The organism is Trichloromonas sp., assembly GCF_034006665.1.
GTDB lineage: Bacteria > Desulfobacterota > Desulfuromonadia > Desulfuromonadales > Trichloromonadaceae > Trichloromonas.
The window spans coordinates 1-16204 of record NZ_JAVESI010000015.1 but is presented as its reverse complement, the minus strand read 5'-3'; the positions used below and the strand labels follow the sequence as shown (position 1 = coordinate 16204).

The 16204-nt window shown below is 58.1% G+C and carries 16 protein-coding genes and 1 pseudogene; 9 read left to right on the top strand and 8 right to left on the bottom strand.

Translation table 11 applies throughout. From position 1 onward, the window contains the following. Positions 1-37 precede the first annotated feature (37 nt). The 5 genes from RBR25_RS07795 to RBR25_RS07775 all read right to left on the bottom strand — a co-directional run bounded on the left by RBR25_RS07795 (position 38) and on the right by RBR25_RS07775 (position 4580). Positions 38-1354 (bottom strand): tetrathionate reductase family octaheme c-type cytochrome, encoded by a 1317-nt coding sequence (locus RBR25_RS07795; RefSeq protein WP_432818981.1) that lies wholly within the window; start codon positions 1352-1354, stop codon positions 38-40. Beyond that, positions 1355-2110, bottom strand: a complete 756-nt coding sequence (locus tag RBR25_RS07790; RefSeq protein ID WP_432818980.1) for a hypothetical protein — start codon at positions 2108-2110, stop codon at positions 1355-1357. It lies immediately after the preceding gene. After that, a complete protein-coding gene (gene nrfD, locus RBR25_RS07785; RefSeq protein ID WP_432818979.1) occupies positions 2107-3303 on the bottom strand; it encodes an NrfD/PsrC family molybdoenzyme membrane anchor subunit in 1197 nt (398 codons plus the stop codon). Before nrfD ends, RBR25_RS07790 begins: the two co-directional genes overlap by 4 nt. Beyond that, positions 3300-4262 carry a hydrogenase 2 operon protein HybA gene (gene hybA / locus RBR25_RS07780; RefSeq protein WP_432818978.1) on the bottom strand — a complete coding sequence of 321 codons (963 nt, stop codon included), beginning with the start codon at positions 4260-4262 and terminating at the stop codon, positions 3300-3302. The genes nrfD and hybA overlap by 4 nt, the downstream gene beginning before the upstream one ends. A gap of 174 nt (positions 4263-4436) precedes the next feature. Beyond that, positions 4437-4580 (bottom strand): integrase core domain-containing protein, encoded by a 144-nt coding sequence (locus RBR25_RS07775; protein ID WP_432819033.1) that lies wholly within the window; start codon positions 4578-4580, stop codon positions 4437-4439. 74 nt (positions 4581-4654) lie between these two features. Between RBR25_RS07775 and RBR25_RS07770 the strand changes: the two genes are divergently transcribed. Further along, positions 4655-4906, top strand: coding sequence for a hypothetical protein (locus RBR25_RS07770; RefSeq protein ID WP_432818977.1), 252 nt, complete (start codon positions 4655-4657; stop codon positions 4904-4906). Positions 4907-5072: 166 nt separating this feature from the next. Here RBR25_RS07770 and RBR25_RS07765 read toward each other — a convergent pair. Further along, positions 5073-5327, bottom strand: a pseudogene (locus RBR25_RS07765) (transposase); the annotation flags it as partial. A 117-nt stretch (positions 5328-5444) separates the two neighbouring features. Beyond that, complete coding sequence (locus RBR25_RS07760; protein WP_432818976.1) at positions 5445-6911, bottom strand: glycosyltransferase; 1467 nt, start codon at positions 6909-6911, stop codon at positions 5445-5447. 246 nt (positions 6912-7157) lie between these two features. On the opposite strand from RBR25_RS07760, the gene RBR25_RS07755 reads away from it, so the two are divergent. Continuing rightward, positions 7158-8111, top strand: a complete 954-nt coding sequence (locus RBR25_RS07755; RefSeq protein ID WP_432818975.1) for a hypothetical protein — start codon at positions 7158-7160, stop codon at positions 8109-8111. 99 nt (positions 8112-8210) lie between these two features. Continuing rightward, positions 8211-8993, top strand: coding sequence for a glycosyltransferase family 2 protein (locus tag RBR25_RS07750; RefSeq protein WP_432818974.1), 783 nt, complete (start codon positions 8211-8213; stop codon positions 8991-8993). On the opposite strand, the gene RBR25_RS07745 is transcribed toward RBR25_RS07750, so the two are convergent. Next, complete coding sequence (locus RBR25_RS07745) at positions 8909-9910, bottom strand: hypothetical protein (protein ID WP_432818973.1); 1002 nt, start codon at positions 9908-9910, stop codon at positions 8909-8911. The two genes, RBR25_RS07750 and RBR25_RS07745, sit on opposite strands and share 85 nt — an antisense overlap. Positions 9911-10196: 286 nt before the next feature. Here RBR25_RS07745 and RBR25_RS07740 point away from each other — a divergent pair, with 286 nt between their 5' ends. From RBR25_RS07740 to RBR25_RS07715, 6 genes are all read left to right on the top strand, one after another. After that, the gene (locus RBR25_RS07740) at positions 10197-11117 is read left to right on the top strand and encodes a sulfurtransferase (RefSeq protein ID WP_432818972.1); all 921 of its coding nucleotides are present in this window, start codon (positions 10197-10199) and stop codon (positions 11115-11117) included. Then, positions 11096-12973 (top strand): VTT domain-containing protein, encoded by a 1878-nt coding sequence (locus RBR25_RS07735; protein ID WP_432818971.1) that lies wholly within the window; start codon positions 11096-11098, stop codon positions 12971-12973. The genes RBR25_RS07740 and RBR25_RS07735 overlap by 22 nt, the downstream gene beginning before the upstream one ends. Continuing rightward, the gene (locus RBR25_RS07730) at positions 12970-13458 is read left to right on the top strand and encodes a hypothetical protein (RefSeq protein ID WP_432818970.1); all 489 of its coding nucleotides are present in this window, start codon (positions 12970-12972) and stop codon (positions 13456-13458) included. The genes RBR25_RS07735 and RBR25_RS07730 overlap by 4 nt, the downstream gene beginning before the upstream one ends. A gap of 286 nt (positions 13459-13744) precedes the next feature. Further along, complete coding sequence (locus tag RBR25_RS07725; RefSeq protein WP_432818969.1) at positions 13745-13882, top strand: hypothetical protein; 138 nt, start codon at positions 13745-13747, stop codon at positions 13880-13882. 115 nt (positions 13883-13997) lie between these two features. Then, positions 13998-15359 (top strand): alginate export family protein, encoded by a 1362-nt coding sequence (locus RBR25_RS07720; RefSeq protein ID WP_432818968.1) that lies wholly within the window; start codon positions 13998-14000, stop codon positions 15357-15359. A gap of 55 nt (positions 15360-15414) precedes the next feature. Next, the gene (locus tag RBR25_RS07715; protein WP_432819032.1) at positions 15415-16095 is read left to right on the top strand and encodes an ABC transporter substrate-binding protein; all 681 of its coding nucleotides are present in this window, start codon (positions 15415-15417) and stop codon (positions 16093-16095) included. Positions 16096-16204: the final 109 nt, after the last annotated feature.

Sequence of the window (16204 nt, the reverse complement as noted above, 5' to 3'; positions counted from 1 at the left end):
ACAACAGATTTTTCCCGGATGGTTTTAAAGCGGCTTGCTAATTTTCTTTGTCCTTGCGCCCCAGGGGTAATTCTTTGAAGCGTCCGCCATAGATAATAGGATCGCCTTTATAGCCCAATTCTTCGAAATTCAGATAATTGCTTTGTTTGAGGGCTTCGATATTTTCATGTTTGTCAGCCACGAAGCTGAAATCCGTTTCTTTATGTGCCAGTTTTTTGAAATCCACGTGCCGGCTGTCTTGATGGCAGCGATCGCAGGTACGCTCCTCACGCAGACTGGGATGGCACTGTTTGCAGGATAACGCCAGCTTCGCCGGCATCACTTCATGTTCCAGGCGCCAGAAGGTCCAAGTTTCCTTCCATGTCCAGTTGCTACTAAAGGGCAGTCCAGCCGCTTTCATCCCGGTAGTAAATGCCTTGTCCCATTGGTAGTTTTTCCAGTAGGCCGTTTCATCATCTGGTCCATAGGGGAATAGATGAGGGATCAGCAGGGTGTTATAGCGCGTATCAAACGCTTGTATCGCTTTCATGATCTTGAAAGGCGTTATGAGCGCCTTCGGGTTATTTATAGAACCCACCGGAGCAGTGAGTTTTACCACTTCGTCATTTGGATCGGTAGGATCACCCATGTTGATGCGCTCCATGTAGCCGTCGTACCAGCGATATTCGGGTTTGGACGCGCGTGCCCAGCGGAATTCACCTTTTTGTGGTGCATAGTCCGGTAGCGGCTCGCTGTTGCCTAGGCGCTCAAGTTTTGGTTCGCGCTTCAAGTCGCCGGCCTTGGACCAGTCCCACCAGGTTTTGGTGGGGGCACACTTGGCATACACGGGTGAGTGGCAGGTGTTGCAACTCATGGCTTTGCCGTGGGCATTCAGATGATGGTCGAGAATGCTGTTGCCGATATGAGGTCTGTCGGAATGACAGTCCTCACAACGGGTAACGCCCTCAACCGGAGCAACAGAGGAACTACGACCGGCAATGCGATGTTGGCGAGTGGTGTGGCATTCGGAACAGGTGAAATTCAGATCTCCCATATGCACATCGCAACGGGGATCCGGATCTCTTAGGTTGCTGCCCATATCCGCATGCTTGATGGCATCGCCGCCGCCGCCGCTGAAATGACACTTGCCGCAGCTTTCCCGACCGGTATGCCCAACCCTTTCTGCTACGTACTTGAGATTGACGTCTTTTTTCGGATATCCGGCACCGGTAGGCTCTTTGACGTAAGTTCCCGTCGTGTCGTGACAGATTAGACAGTCTATACGTGAGGTATCTTCAAAGTTAAAGGTACTATCTTTCCAGCCGTATCCTGCATGACAACTTGTGCAACGAGACTCGTTGCTGATGATGCTCACTCAGTAGTTGTTTATGGCTGTAGTGCCTTTCCCGTGTTGCACCGCTCGTTCATTCTCCACGGTATAGGAGGAATGTCCGCGCCAGAGCCAATGGGCGGTAAGTTTGAAGTCCTCTGCTTGTTCCGCATGACAGCGCAGACATTCGGCAGTTACTTCCAGGGGGTCCGGGTTTTCGGGAAGTTTTACCAGATCCTGATGCTTTGGAACTTGTTCCAGATGGCAATCAACACAGATCTGCGGCCCTTTGTTCTGATCTTCATGGCACTGAATACAGCGCTGGTGGTATGCCGCTTTAAGACCGAGACGATTCGGAAACTCCGGGGCAAAAGATTGCTGGTGACAGGCACTGCAACGCACCAGTTCGGGATTGGGGTTGTAGGCGATATCGGCAGCGGGGCGCTTGTGGTGGCAAATGGTGCAGTCTCCCGCACTCGCAGCATGCTGGCCATGATTGAAGCGCACCGGAGCATAGCGATCTTCGAGTTCTTTTATGATAGGACTGTCGAGGACAAAGTAGGTCTGACGGATGTCCTTGACCGACACTCCCCTCTCTTGAAGACGCTGGGAACGACGCAGCAGGCTTTCTTGATGCACCTCTTTGATCTGAGGTACACGTTCGAGTGCACGTTGTTGTGCCTGCTCCTGTCTGGTTGGCTCCGCGCCCAAAACGACTGTGCTCCAGAGCAGCATTCCCAAGACACCGAGACCGGCACAAGTACATAGTGATGAATGGTTCAGACGAAATTGACTGTTCATATGGCGTCCTCCCTGCGCGGTGCAAGCACCGGCAGATATGTAACAATGACCCGATACAGAAACATTAAGGTTGCAATCAATCCACAGGTGATAAAGATTTCTCCTACCGCAGGGGAGTATGTTACCGGACCAAAGGGGGGCTTGTAACCGATAATGAACACATTGACCCGATTAAAAACAACTCCGCCGATAACGCAACAGGAGGCAAAAAATAACCAGCGTTGCGAATTACGGCGCTGACGATTCAAAAGTATAACCATGGGGGCGATTACCCCTAATCCCACCTCAATGAGGAAGGAGTTACTTTGCATTGTGTTATCGAATAAATATATCCAGGTACCGCGCACCAGCATGTCCCCAATCTTCAGGGACAAATAGATTCCAAGTATTACGGGCGTGAAGCGGGCAATTCCGCTCATCAAGGCCATTTCGTCATTACTCTGCAAGCTGGATTTCGCCAGAGTGCCTTCAAAGATCACCATAGGAAAACCCACGGCAATAGCCGACGTAAGAAAAAGTAATGGAAGAATAGGGGTATACCACAATGGATGAAGTTTGGTGGGGGTGATCAACATCAACGAACCTAAACTTGACTGATGCATGCATGAAAGTACTACCCCAGCAACGATGAAGATCCACATTGTTCTGCCCAGAAGGGCTTCCCCCTTCTTCAGAAGCCATTGAACTCTTCGATTCGAGGTTCCCGGCCGGCTTTTGAAGCGTTCAATAACAATAGGCATAAATTCAATATATAAAACGGTGAGATAGACCATTACACACATGGCGACTTCAAAGAGAACCGAATTTGTGTTCCAAAAAATCATCGGTTTCCAGATTGCCCATGAGCGTCCGATGTCTATCAACAAACCCAATACGACAAAAGTATAGCCGAGCATAGCGGTGAGGAGGGCGGGACGCATTAATGATTCGTAGTAATGCCGGCCTAGGATATGAGTCAAAAATGCGGTGGTAAAACCCCCGGCAGCAAGCGCGACGCCGGTCGCGACATCAATGCCAACCCACAGCCCCCAAGGGCGTGCCGTGCTGAGATTGCTGACTGCCGCAATGCCTCCAGTAAAGCGTGCGATAATAAAGGCCGCGCCGATCAGCATGAAAACCAGCATTACCAAAACTCCGGGGGTCCAGAGAGGGCGACGCAAAGGAACAGATTTGTGTACATCAGGATCACTCATATCTTCCCTCCGTCTTCAGATGTATTTGAAGATGGTAAGACATCTTTCTTGCTCCTTTTAAAAAGAACTACACTTAAAATGGTAAACAATACTATTGGTGACCACAGATAGCTGAAAAGAGAATGTTGCAAAGTTTCACTTAATTTAGGTAACGGCTTATGTGGCAGCTTTAAAAAGTTGATTTTTGCAAAGGGAACGGATGATATATAGAGCCATGCCGTTCCTCCAACCTCTTTTTCTCCGTAGATGTGTTGTACATATTGGGCAGGATTCTTCTGCAGGCGTTTTTTCGCCAACTCGAGAAGAGTTGATCTTTTGCCAAAAGTAATGGCTTCAGTAGGACACACCGTCGCGCATGCGGGGGGACGGTTATTGCGGGTAAACTCTGCTTCACATAGAGTACATTTAATCACCTGGGGCATAAGCGGCTTATGGTATTCATAGGCGGGAATTTCAAAGGGACATGCGACCATGCAGTATCGACACCCAATACATTTACTTGCATCGTAATGTACGGCACCACTGTCGCTCTTTGTCATGGCACCAGTAATACATGCCGAGACGCAGGCGGGATCGACGCAATGCATACACTGGATCTTCACGTAATTGGGGGCAAGCTTCCCGTTTTCATCCAAACGCCCAGTATGATAGCGATTAACGACTGTAATGTGTTCCGCATCTGGACGGCGCGTCTGATCGAAGACCGTCAGATCATCGTATGGTTGCATTGGAGGGGGTAGCTTGTTGATTTCACTGCAGGCTTTTTCACATTTTCTGCATCCGATACAGCGGGAAATATCCGTCAGACATCCGAAGGATTCTGTGTCGGGCGGTGCTTTCGACTCCCACGCCTGAGCATTTTTGGGTCTTACTAAACTCGACGCTACTCCGGCTGCGCCTAGCTTCATAAAAGCTCTACGATTTATCTGTCTAACAGCGGTATAGGGTTTCGAGATCATAATAATTCGCCAAAGTAAAAAAGGGTTTAAAATGACGCATTTCTTCGGGAAGAAGAAACCTCTTTCCCTCTTCCACGGCTGATACGGACACCGCGAAAAAAACGTCAGAATCCTAAGGTGGCCCCGGTTGTTAGGACAAGTCGGCGGCGGGAATAAGGTGGGAAGTCTTTATGATTATGCCGCCAGTTGGAGAGCCGGGCCAGCGTAGTCGGGTCGGGGTTTTTGCCAATATGCCTCATCCGGAGTTCTGTCGTCCAGACTGGAGTGAGGGCGGCTCGTATTGTACTGGTCGATCCAGTGCCTGATGCCTTGTCGCACCTCGCTTCCGCTCTCATAGGCATGGAAGTAAATGCCTCCCTGCACGCCCTGTCCTTGATGTTGTTCATGGTGTCATGGTGCTTTACCCTCCCTGTCTGGCCACCGCCATGGCGGTCAAACTCCAGTCCGGTTCGGTGAAATGGATGCTGTTTTCCATCTGCTATCCGATGCTGCTGGGTATCACTATCGCCTCACTGGTCTTTTCTCTGGGTCGTGCTCTGGGTCTTTCCGGGTTGCAAGCCATGTTCGGCTTTTACGGCATGGCCTTAACATTTACTCTGTTCATGGGTTTTTTCAGCAGCAAACAGAATCACACTCAACATTAGAAGGTTCAAGTCCTGCGCAAATCTAGGAGCCTGCCGGTCTAAGCCAAGTTGCCTCGGACCGGCAGGACCGTTGATGATGAAAATCATCATTGGCAATCTTGTCCGCCTGCTCAAATTGACTTTTAACTCGTCGTTTTGACGACAAAAACAGAAGCCCCGGCCGGTTTTAGGCCATTAGGGCATGTAACCGCTTCAGATTCCAGGCCATGCATACCAGGTTCCATTCACTGCGAACGGATTCCACCCCGCGAAGGAGGAACTGACGGAATCCCATGACTGCCTTGATGAGGCCGAACACCGGCTCAACCGTGCATTTTCGTTTGGCATAAAGAGTTCGGCCCGCCTGAGTCTGGAACCGATACTTCATCGTTTCGACCGCATCGGCGGTCTTGGCTAAGGGGGCCGGTTCGGAGAAACGCTCTATCAGGATAGTCACGACAGCTTCCTGGCATAAATAACGTGATGGGGCAGGACGGGGCACCCGAGCGCGGGCACCTTCCAAGGGCTGTCAAGCATAAACTGGGCCGGAGGCTGGCCGTCAAGATCTGATGCGTGCCATCGGCCGCCGGCGGTGCTGTTCTTCAAGGCAGTGCTGCAGCGCCAGCCAGAAAAACCCGGCCGGGAAGAACAGCAGCAGAAGCAGACCCGACGCACTGAGCTGCCGCCAAGCCAGCAACAGAGGCACTAGACTGTAAAGCCCCAGTCCTAACGGCAGCCAGAGCCGGCCCGATCCCACCGGCAGCAGCCGCTGCCAGTCGGTCGCGCCGCCCTGTTTGGGGGTGCGGACAAACTCGCCACCGCGGCGCACCAGCCCCGTGAGCGCCGCCCAAGCCAGACGTGGTGCCAGCCCAAGGGTCAGCAGTGGGATCAGTGGCACAAAAGGCAGCAGCGACCACTGCCGCCGCTGCCAGGCATGGCAGAAGAAATAGGTCAGGATGGCTCCGGTCGCCAGCAAAAACAGCGTCAGATCCAACGGCCAGAAGCGGTAGCCATCCGTCTGCAGACGCCACAGCACAGCCGGCAGTACTGTCAAGGCGACCAGGGTGCCGCACAACCAGCCGAGATTGGCCAACAGATGGGCCGTTGCCTCGATCTTCACCGATCGGGGCAGCGTTGCCCGCCAGATCTGTGGCAGCATTTTACGCGCCGTCTGCAGCGAGCCCTTGGCCCAGCGCTGTTGCTGGCTGCAGAAGGCCGACAGGCTATCCGGCAGCTCCGACGGCACCGCCAGCGTATCGACATAGACGAAACGCCAGCCACGCAACTGGGCGCGATAGCTCAAATCAAGATCCTCCGTCACTGTGTCGGCCTGCCAGCCACCGGCGTCCTCAATGGCCTGCCGCCGCCAGATACCGGCTGTGCCATTGAAGTTAAAGAAGAGGCCGCGGCGATGACGCACCTGGTGCTCAATGCTGAAATGTGGCCCCAGCAGTAGTGCCTGCAAACGGGTCAGCCAGCTAGCTTCGCTGTTGAGGAAAGCCCAGCGGGCCTGCACCAGCGCCACGGCCGGGTCGGCGAACCAAGGCAACAGGCGACGTAAAAAATCCACTGGCGGCACGAAATCGGCGTCGAACAGGGCAATCAGCTCACCCCGGGCCGATCCCAGACCGGCCGCCAAGGCACCGGCTTTGTAGCCATGCCGCTGCGTACGGCGCAAGATCTCGAAAGGCAGACCCCGCGCCCGCCAGAAGGCCACCCGGGCCGCCACTAGCGCTGTGGTTTCGTCCGTCGAATCGTCCAGCACCTGAATCTGGAGCCGCTCCGATGGCCAGTCGAGGGCTGCCACAGCATCGAGCAGACGCTCGGCCACACAGGGCTCGTTATACAGCGGCAACTGTACCGTCACCAGCGGCAAGGGGCCGTGCCACTGGGGCGCAATCAGAGGATAACGCAACAGCTGGCACCAGCGCCACAGCAGCCACAGCCGATGTAGACCATAAAGGGTCAGGGCCAGCAGGGCGGCAAGATGCAGCCCGGCACCGATCAAAATAGCAGAGTTCATCATGGTCGCCTGCTATAGCACGGCAGCGTGGCGAAATCCAGATGTAATAACTACTATCGAGAAAACCGATTGAAAGCGGAGAATGTTGTCGAGATAATCCATTTGTAAAATCACTAGCTTACATGATATCTTCCCGCCGTTTTCACGTCCCGGCCAGCAACTGACTTCTGCCACAGAGTTCATGCTGCGGATCTCCGATCTCCTGCCGGGAACCTTTTAATCCACGGGAAGAACTGAAGGAGAGACCTCATGAAGCAACCGTACCATCGAATGGCTCGTCTGCTGTCGCTGACGCTTTTGCTGCTGCTATGCGCTAGCGGCAGCCTCTGGGCCGGCGCCTGGACCCAGCCCAAAGGCAAGCTCTACACCCGCCTGGCCTATAGTGAATACGAAGCCGACCGTTATTTCTACCAGAATGGGTCCACCAAGCCCTACGCGCCGAATGACGTCTATAAGAACCTGCGGCGGGATTTCGACTATGACGAGCAGACCTGGTCGTTCTACAGCGAATACGGCCTGCTGGAGGATCTGACCCTGATCGGCTCTTTCGATTACAAGGAAACCGAATGGACCTATCAGGAACGTGGCCGCAAACTGGTGAACGGCGTCATGACCAGCTTCAGCAACGGTGTCGACAAAACCGCTCAATCCACTGGTCTCGCCGATATCAACGTTGGCTTGCGCTATCGGCTGCTGGCTCTTGATGCCGGGGCCCTGTCTCTGCAGACCCTGTACAAAACCGGCGAGGCCTATGATGAAAAGGACCAGGATCTGTCGACGGATATCCAACTCGGCGACGGGCAGGACGATATCGATGTGCGGCTGCAGTTCGGCCATTCCCTCTATCCGCTGCTGCCGGGCTACTTCAATGTCGAGGCCGGCTACCGCTGGCGCACCCAGCAATACGCCGATGAATTCGTCTATCTGCTGGAGACCGGCTTTGACCTCACCCGCGCCCTCTATGTCCGCACCAAGCTTGATGGCAACGCCCATGTCGGCAACGGCGACTCCGGCCCCACGGGCAAGCTCACTGAGGTGAATTCCAATCCCTATGAAACCGATCTGGGAAAACTGGAAATCACCCTGGGCTACAAACTGCTGCCTCAGCTGATGCTCGAAGCCAGTTATTTCAACGAACTCTACGGAGCCAGCACCACCAAGGGTGAAACCTGGTCGCTGGCCCTGGCTGCCATCCTGTTCTGATCCCGGCCCGGCCAGAGCAAACCCCGAAAAACCGCAACAGGCGCACCGGGATCAAAGAGGTGCGCCTGTTTACTCTTCCAAAGGGCTATGAATATCCCCATGCCAGCAACCGCACCGCGCATCGCTCTGATCATGCCGGCCCATAACGAGGCCGAATCCCTGCCGACCGTTCTGCGCCGCGTCCCGGCCTGTATCAGCCAAGTTCTGGTGGTTGATAATGCTTCGACCGATGGCACCGGCACCCTGGCTCGTGCTGCCGGCGCCAGGGTGGTGCGCGAGGATCGGCTCGGCTACGGCTCGGCCTGTCTGGCCGGCATCGCCGCTTTGCAGGACAATCCGCCGGAGCTGGTCGCCTTCGCTGATGCCGACGGCAGTGACAATCACCCCCAACTGCAGGTTCTGGCACAGACCCTCGTCGAAGAGAATCTCGACCTGGTGCTGGCTCAGCGGGTGCCGAAGAACCGCGCCGCCCTGAGTCTGCAACAACGTTTCGGCAACGGTTTGGCCACTTGGCTCATCAGCCTGCTGTGGGGCGGGAACTACCAGGATCTCGGTCCCATGCGCCTGATCCGCTGGTCGTCCCTGCAAAGCCTGCAGATGCGCGATGCCGGTTACGGCTGGACCATCGAAATGCAGATCAAGGCTTTGCAACAGGGTCTGCGCGTACGCGAGATTCCCCTGCTGTATCTGCCACGCCTGGCCGGTCGGTCCAAAATCAGCCGCACCTTGCGGGGTGTGGTCCGCGCCGGCAGCACGATTTTGTGGATCGTCGCGCGCGAGGCCTGGCACGACCGGCGTCAGATCGGCTTGCGCCTGTACCGTCGCAGCAGGGCAACCATCAGAGCCAGCATCAACGCCATGGCCGGTGCGCTGAAGATGTAGGCCGCCAGCCGGGTGCTTTCCTGCCACTGGCCGTTGAGGGCAAAGCCGGTCATCACCTGATAGCTCAGCAGGCCCGACCAGCCCAGCACGAATGCCGCCAACCGCACCGGCGGCGGGGCCAGCGGTGCCAGCACCAGTGGATAGAGCAGATACCAGGGATGCAGGGTGGGTGTCAGCAGGGCGAAGGCCAGCAGCAGAACCGCCGCGGCCTGACCCAGCGCGACGGCCTGGCCCGCTGTATGTCGTAGCCACACCAGCAGTTCCGCTAAAATCAGCAGCAGCAGAGTCGCCAGTACCAGTCGGGCCGTCAGCCCGTCAGCCAGCAAGGCACGCAACAGACGAAAGGGCAGAGCGGCAAATTCCCAATGGCGGGCATACTGGCCGAGGGTCTGCAGTCCTTTGATCAGTTCCGGCCAGAACAGACCGGCCGGCAGCAGCAGGGCGGCAGCGGCTACCAGCGCAAACAGCCACCGTCGGCCAGGCGCCAGCAGCACCAGTAGCAGGGGCGCCAGCAGCAGAGGCACCAGCTTGATCCCCCCCGCTAGGGCCAGGGCCAGACCGCTGCCCGCCACAGCGGCCGGCGCAGCCCGGCTTGGCGCGGGCATCAGTAACCACAGGGCCAGCAACAGCAGCGGCAACGCGGCCAGATCCAGATGGGCAGAAGCCGCCCCTTCAATGACCGCCAGCGGGTGCCAGCCATACAGGGCCGCCAGTGCTGCCGGCTGGCCAACGCGGCGCAGCAGCGCCATCAGCAGCACCAAGGTAACGATGTCGCAGGTCAGCAGGAGTAACTTCCAGCCCAGCAGGGAACCGCCCGCCAGAGCGAACAGCAGCTGTGCCACGGGCGGATAAAGGGTCACCAACTGGGGATGATTGATCAGCGGCTGCAATTGGGCAGCCCATGGTGAAGGCGGCACGGCCTGCGCCGGCGCCAGGGCATAGGGATTGACGCCCGCGATCAGTTGCAAGCCATCCCACAGATAGCGGTACAGATCGTCGGAGAGCTGGGGCGGACGCGGTACAAACAGCAGCCGCAGCAATACCGCCGTCAGCAGCACCAGAAGTGGCCAGCAGCGCCAGCGAGCGCGCGACAAGGCCGCAAGAAAGCCAGCCAATGCCAGCACGACCACCGCGCTGGCGGCGGTTATTTCCACCAGCGCCAGGCGCAGATCGTTCTGACGCGCCAGAAACAGAAAGGAAACCATGATGACCAGCATCAGCAACAGCAATATCGCATCGGTCCCCGTCCCACCAGTGCGCCCGACCTGGACAGGCCGATGTTTCTGTTGTCTTTTTCTGCCCATACTGTCCTTGTTGCTTCTGCCTCTGACGGTTGGCGCCGCCGAGGGACCGAGCTTTCAGTTGCAGCGTCTTGACGTCAGCGCCGCTCTCGAACGTGCCGACCTGATCTGTCTTGACGCCCGTCCCCGCGCCCACTGGCAGCAAGGCCATCTGCCCAATGCTTTTTCCTTCAGCTGGGAGGACTATAGCAGAACCGACGCACGCGGCGTCAAATATCGCGTCTGGCCACCGGCCGAACTGGCGGCGGCGCTGGGTGCTTGCGGTATCGACGAACAGAGCGCCCTGCTGATCTACGGCGACGCCGACAGCAGCTGGGGCGGTGAGGGCTGGTTGGCGTGGCTGCTGGCCTGGCTTGGCCACCGGGGGCCGGTCTATCTGCTTGATGGCGGCATCCAGGCCTGGCAGGCCGCCGGCGCGCCGCTGAACCAGGAGATTCCCCAACCTGCCGCTGTTAAAACCTATCAGGTCACCCTCAACAGCGCCCTGAATTGCAGCGCCAGCGATATTGAACAGCGCGGTGCCGCATGGCAGCTGGTGGATACCCGCAGTTATTTGACGGAATGGCTGCCCGCCCATCTGCCCGGCGCCGTCCATCTGCACTGGGAGAAGTTCTACCAGGGTTCCGACCGCCGTCCACTCGACGCTTCTCAGCTGCGCCAGCTGCTGCGCGCCCAAGGGATTGATCCGCACAAGCCGGTTCTGTACTACTGCACCGGCGGCATCCGCTCGGGCTACGCCTGGATGGTGCATCAGCTTGCCGGCCTGCCAGCCGCCATCAACTTCGAGGGAGGGACCGAGGAATGGGCTGCCCGCAACCGCTGACCTGTAACGATCCGACGCAAATGCGTCAGAACCTCGATCGCCTGCTGGATCACGTCTCCACCGGGTGCAGCGAATGCGGCGCCTGCGTACGCGGCTGCGCCTTTTTGCAGCAGTATGGCAATCCGGCCCAGTTGGCCCGCCGTCTACAGCAGGGCGACGATCCAAGGCTGGCTGCGACCCTGGCCTTTTCCTGCAGTCTGTGCGGCTTGTGCGATGCCCTGTGCCCGGAACGCCTGAGTCTCAGTGCCCTGTTTCTGCAGCTGCGCCGGGCGGTTGTGATCGACCAGCCACAGATCCTGCGGCGGTTTCGTGGTCTGCGCAGCTATGAGAACCTCGGCACATCAAAACGTTTCACCTGGCATGCCTTGCCCGAGGGGTGCCAGATGGTCTTCTTCCCTGGCTGCGCCCTGGCCGGCAACCGGCCGGCAACCGTCTGGCAGCTGTACGAGCAGCTGCGCCGCCAGCAGCCGACCCTCGGGCTGGTACTCGACTGCTGCACCAAGCCCTCCCACGACCTCGGTGATCAGCAGCGCTTCAGTCAGCGGTTCGGCCAGCTGCGTGATCTGCTGCAGGCGGGTGGCGTCACAACGGTTCTGACCGCCTGCCCCAACTGCTACGAGGTTTTCCGCCGCTATGGCAACGGTCTGCAATGCCATTCGGTCTACGAGGAATTGGCGCAACAGCCCGCCACACTGCCCGTCCCACCAGCCACAGTGACACCAGCTTTGACGGTGACCATCCATGACCCTTGTGTCAACCGGCAGGCCCTGCCGGTACAGCAGGCGGTGCGCCAACTGCTTGAGCAGCGTGGACTGAAGATCGAGGAAATGCGCAACAGCGGCCGCACCACCCTCTGCTGCGGCGAGGGCGGCTGCGTGATGGCCACCGCGCCACAGCTGGCTCTGAAGTGGCGTGACCGCCGCGCCGAACAGGCCCAGGACCGGCCCCTGGTGACCTATTGCGCCGGCTGCATGGAATTTTTGCGGCCAGTCAGCAACTGCTGCCATGTTCTCGATGTGCTGCTGCAACCGACGGCAGCCCTCGACGGCAGCCTCAAACCTGTTCCCTCCCTGCTGCGCTACAAAAACCGGCTGAGTCTGAAACGCCGCGCCAGGCACCAGATTCTGGCCCCCAATGCCCAGGAGCGTCCCATGTCTGAACCTGCCACCCGCCCCGCATCCGCCGCTACCGGCCGGCAAAAGCTTATGCGTCTGGCCGTGCTGGCCCTGTTGATCGGCAGCATCGTGGCCTTGCGCGCCAGCGGCCTGCTCGACCAGTTCGATCCCCAACAGCTGCGGGCTACCATCACCGGCTATGGCCTGTGGGCACCGTTGATCTTCATGCTGCTTTACAGCCTGGCACCGGTGTTCTTTCTGCCGGGCTTGCCCCTGACCATGCTGGGCGGGATTCTGTTCGGGCCCGTCTGGGGCGTGGTTTACACCCTGACGGGTGCCACTGCCGGTGCCAGTTTGGCTTTTCTGGTGGCGCGCTACCTCGGGCGCGACTGGATCGCCACCAAGCTGACCGGCGAACGCTGGCAAAAACTGGATGCCGACGTCGCCCGCCAGGGCTGGAAGATGGTGGCCTTTACCCGGCTGATTCCCCTGTTTCCATTCAATCTGCTCAACTACGCCTTCGGCCTGACTAACATCCGTTTCAGCCACTATGTTCTGACCTCGGCGGTCTGCATGGCTCCCGCCACGGTGGCCTATATCGCCCTGTCAAGCTCGTTCACCGATCTGCTGCGCGGCACCCTGACCACCGAACTGCTGGTTGGTCTGGTTCTGCTGGTTTTGCTGGCTCTGTTGCCGCTGGGCTGGAAGAAATGGCAGGCGCGGCGCCAGTCCCACCCATGACTTCCCTAGGCCACGCGACGCGGCTGGTCGGGGCGCTGCTTGGCGCCGTGCTACTCCTCACACCGGCTCTTCCCGCGATCGCCGCACCGATCTCCCTGCAACTGCACAGCAAGAACCCGATCACCTGGCAACCAGAACCCCTGGGAGGTCGCGCCGACCTGTGGCTTGATCCCGCCAGCGGCGACTTCCGCCTCAGCGCCACCGGTCTGCAGCCCCACAGGCTTTATGGCCTGATCTGCCACAACAACCAGGGCCGCACCAGCCGCGGCTACTGGCTGGCCAGCGCCCGCAGCGATGCTGCGGGCAACCTGCAACTCGACGGCCGCTGGCACCTGTGGCAGGCCAAGGTCTGGCTGGTGCCGGCCGACGACTTGACCGGTCAGCCCGGTGATGATCAGCCTGACGGGCTATGGCGCTGGCGACCACAGGACTATCTCTTTGAAAACCGCCTGCTGCCGATGGAGATTCTGACAGACCCTCGCTGACTCGTTGCTCAAGTTCTTGCTTTGACCCGGCCACGGTGGGCGGCCAATGCTGCTGCTTCCACCGTCTAAACGGGATCCGTACGTGAATCTATCAAGTCCGCCTGACCTTAAGGATCTGCTGGAAAAAATCAGTAGTGCCCGGTCAGGTTTTGCGGCTCGTGTTGCCATTGCTCATTTTAAAGAAAAACCATGAAAATCAACAATTTACGATATTTTTAGCTTGCCAGGCGACCGCAAGGGGTGCGGCGATTTTTTGTAACTACCTGATGTTGAGGGAATTACGAAAATGTTGCTGCTCATCCGCCTGTTCCGAACCCGGCTCAACGTTCTTGCCATTGTCCGTTTGTTCACCCCGTTCAAGCCGCGCTCGACCCCGTTCTTATTTTTGAGGACTGAGAGGATGCAGGCCATGGCGGACGGATAATCGAGGTTCCATCGCGATTCAAGAATCGAAAAAACACCCCGCTACCGCTGCCAGCCATCATTTTGGCGGCCACCAGCACCCGTTTATCGATCCCACAGAATCGGAGGAAGGAGCTATGCGGAAAGGGTTTCATCTGCTGGCCAGCGCCGCCCTGGCCCTGCTGCTGGCCACGGCCATACCGGCGGGCGCCGCCCCCTTTGCAGGCTATGTCGATCTGCGTTACCGCTATGAGCACCAGCACCATTTCAACGCCAAAAACTACGGTGAGCAGCCCGCCAGCGGCGAGAGCTGTGACGGCTTCTGGCTGCAGCGCCTGCGGCTGGGCGGCAGCTGGCAACCCCAGCGCCATCTGAAGCTGGCTGTCGGGCTGCAGGATGCCCGTATCTTCGAGAGTGATCTGGACGAGGAACACTTCTTTTACAGCAAGAAAAACGACCACCAGAACAACGCCTACCGCGATGAATGGGAGCTGTACGAAACCTTCGTCGAAATCCGCGAATTGCCGACGCCGGCTTGGTCCCTCAAGGTCGGCCGCCAGACCCTGGAATACGGTGACAACCGCATCTTCGGACCGGGCAGCTGGGGCAACAGCGGCCGCTACCAGTGGGATGCCGTCAAACTGTCCTACCGCCGGGACGCCCATTTCATCGATTTCATCTGGGGTGGTTACATCCTGCACGAACCGACCCAGCTGAGTCTGCGCCATCGCCATGCCGGTCATGGCGGCGGCGTCTACGGCCACTGGCAGCTAAACGAGAGAACTGTGCTGGAGCCCTTTTTTCTGGTCAAGTACGACCGCCATGAGCACTACGGTTCGGAACAGGGCCAGCCCAAGGGTAACCGGCAGGCCTACAATCTGGGCGCGCGGCTGGCGGCGCTGGAGGGTGTCTGGTTCTACGATGCCACCCTGGTGCAGCAATGGGGCGATTCCGGCGCCGACAGGCTGCGCGCCTGGGGCGCCCATCTGCTGGTCGGCCGGCGTTTCGCCAGCCTGCCGCTGAAGCCGGCCCTGAGCCTGGAATACAGTTTCGCCTCGGGGGACGCCGATCCCGCCGATGGCGAAAGCAACGCCTTCCTCGGCGTGTTTGGCGCCCGCGACCGCATGTACGGCCGCCTGAATCTGCTTGACTGGACCAACCTGCACGATGCCCAGTGCAACCTTCATCTCAAGCCGCACCAACAGGTCAAGCTGCAGATTGAGGGCCACCGCTTCTGGCTGGACGAGGCAAAGGACGGCTGGTCTCTCAACAGCAGCCGGTACCGCGACAAGACCGGCAACAGCGGCCGGCACCTGGGAGATGAACTGGATCTTATTCTGACTTGGGCCCTGCCGCCCCTGCGCGCGGTCAAGCAAGAAAACATCGAGCTGCTGTTCGGCTACAGCCGTTTCTGGCCCGGGGAATTCACCAAAAAGCAGGCCGACAACAGCGCGGCGGACTGGCTGTTCGCCCAGATCAGCTATAAACGCAAATTCTGACCGAAACTTTTTGCTGGGAACGGAGGACGGCAATCCAATGAAGGAGAAGGCAGTGATGAAAAAACTTTGTGAAATGTCCTTCGCAGTCAGCTTTATGGGGATCTTGTTTTTATTCAATCCCTTGGTCTCCGCAGCAAAATCGGTTGAATCCCTTCGACTTGCTTATTCGAATAAGGTTTGCTACGAGCCGTTTATCGTCGCACAAGCCAAGGGGTTCTTTGTTGCTGAAGGGTTGGATGTCGATGTCAAACTGGTTGGCGGCGGGATCCTGGCCGCTGAGAGTTTGATGACAGGTGCTACGGATGTCGCAGCTATGGGGGACGCCCCTTTTCTGATCGCCGCATCACGCAGCCAGCGCGTCCGGTTGCTGACCGGTTTTGCTGGAGGCAGCAAGATGCACCGGCTGGTTTCGCGCCGCGAGCTGACCGATGTCAAACAGCTGGAAGGGGCCAGAGTCGGCATCCAAATGGGATCGAGCACCTACGGGGCTCTGCTGGCCTGGAGCACATATGCCGGGCTGGATGTCAACAAGATCGAATTTGTCCCCTTGAGCCCCTTCGACATGCCACAAGCGATGCAGACTGGGCAGATTGACGCCATGGCCGGTAGCGAACCCTGGCCGAGCAACGTCGAAGCACTGTGCGCCGACAGGGTTCACGAGTTGACCGATTTCAGTGCGCTGAAAAACACCTTTCCCATGGTTGTTGCGGCCAGTGAGCCCCCTGTGTCAGGATAGATGTCGCCTCTCTTTGAGAGCCTTTGAGTGAACCCCGAGGGGCTGAAAGTGAAATTGTATGACTCACTATTCTGAAGAGTTAAAGACGAGTCTCATCGCCCGGATGCTG

Coding starts and splice junctions, on each gene's coding strand:
- RBR25_RS07720 (WP_432818968.1), top strand. CDS start 13,998: ATGCGGAAAGGGTTTCATCTGCTGGCCAGCGCCGCCCTGGCCCTGCTG.
- RBR25_RS07760 (WP_432818976.1), bottom strand. CDS start 6,911: ATGATGAACTCTGCTATTTTGATCGGTGCCGGGCTGCATCTTGCCGCC.
- RBR25_RS07790 (WP_432818980.1), bottom strand. CDS start 2,110: ATGAACAGTCAATTTCGTCTGAACCATTCATCACTATGTACTTGTGCC.
- hybA (WP_432818978.1), bottom strand. CDS start 4,262: ATGATCTCGAAACCCTATACCGCTGTTAGACAGATAAATCGTAGAGCT.
- RBR25_RS07730 (WP_432818970.1), top strand. CDS start 12,970: ATGACTTCCCTAGGCCACGCGACGCGGCTGGTCGGGGCGCTGCTTGGC.
- RBR25_RS07715 (WP_432819032.1), top strand. CDS start 15,415: ATGAAAAAACTTTGTGAAATGTCCTTCGCAGTCAGCTTTATGGGGATC.
- RBR25_RS07770 (WP_432818977.1), top strand. CDS start 4,655: ATGGTGCTTTACCCTCCCTGTCTGGCCACCGCCATGGCGGTCAAACTC.
- nrfD (WP_432818979.1), bottom strand. CDS start 3,303: ATGAGTGATCCTGATGTACACAAATCTGTTCCTTTGCGTCGCCCTCTC.
- RBR25_RS07750 (WP_432818974.1), top strand. CDS start 8,211: ATGCCAGCAACCGCACCGCGCATCGCTCTGATCATGCCGGCCCATAAC.
- RBR25_RS07755 (WP_432818975.1), top strand. CDS start 7,158: ATGAAGCAACCGTACCATCGAATGGCTCGTCTGCTGTCGCTGACGCTT.
- RBR25_RS07725 (WP_432818969.1), top strand. CDS start 13,745: ATGTTGCTGCTCATCCGCCTGTTCCGAACCCGGCTCAACGTTCTTGCC.
- RBR25_RS07735 (WP_432818971.1), top strand. CDS start 11,096: ATGGGCTGCCCGCAACCGCTGACCTGTAACGATCCGACGCAAATGCGT.
- RBR25_RS07740 (WP_432818972.1), top strand. CDS start 10,197: ATGATGACCAGCATCAGCAACAGCAATATCGCATCGGTCCCCGTCCCA.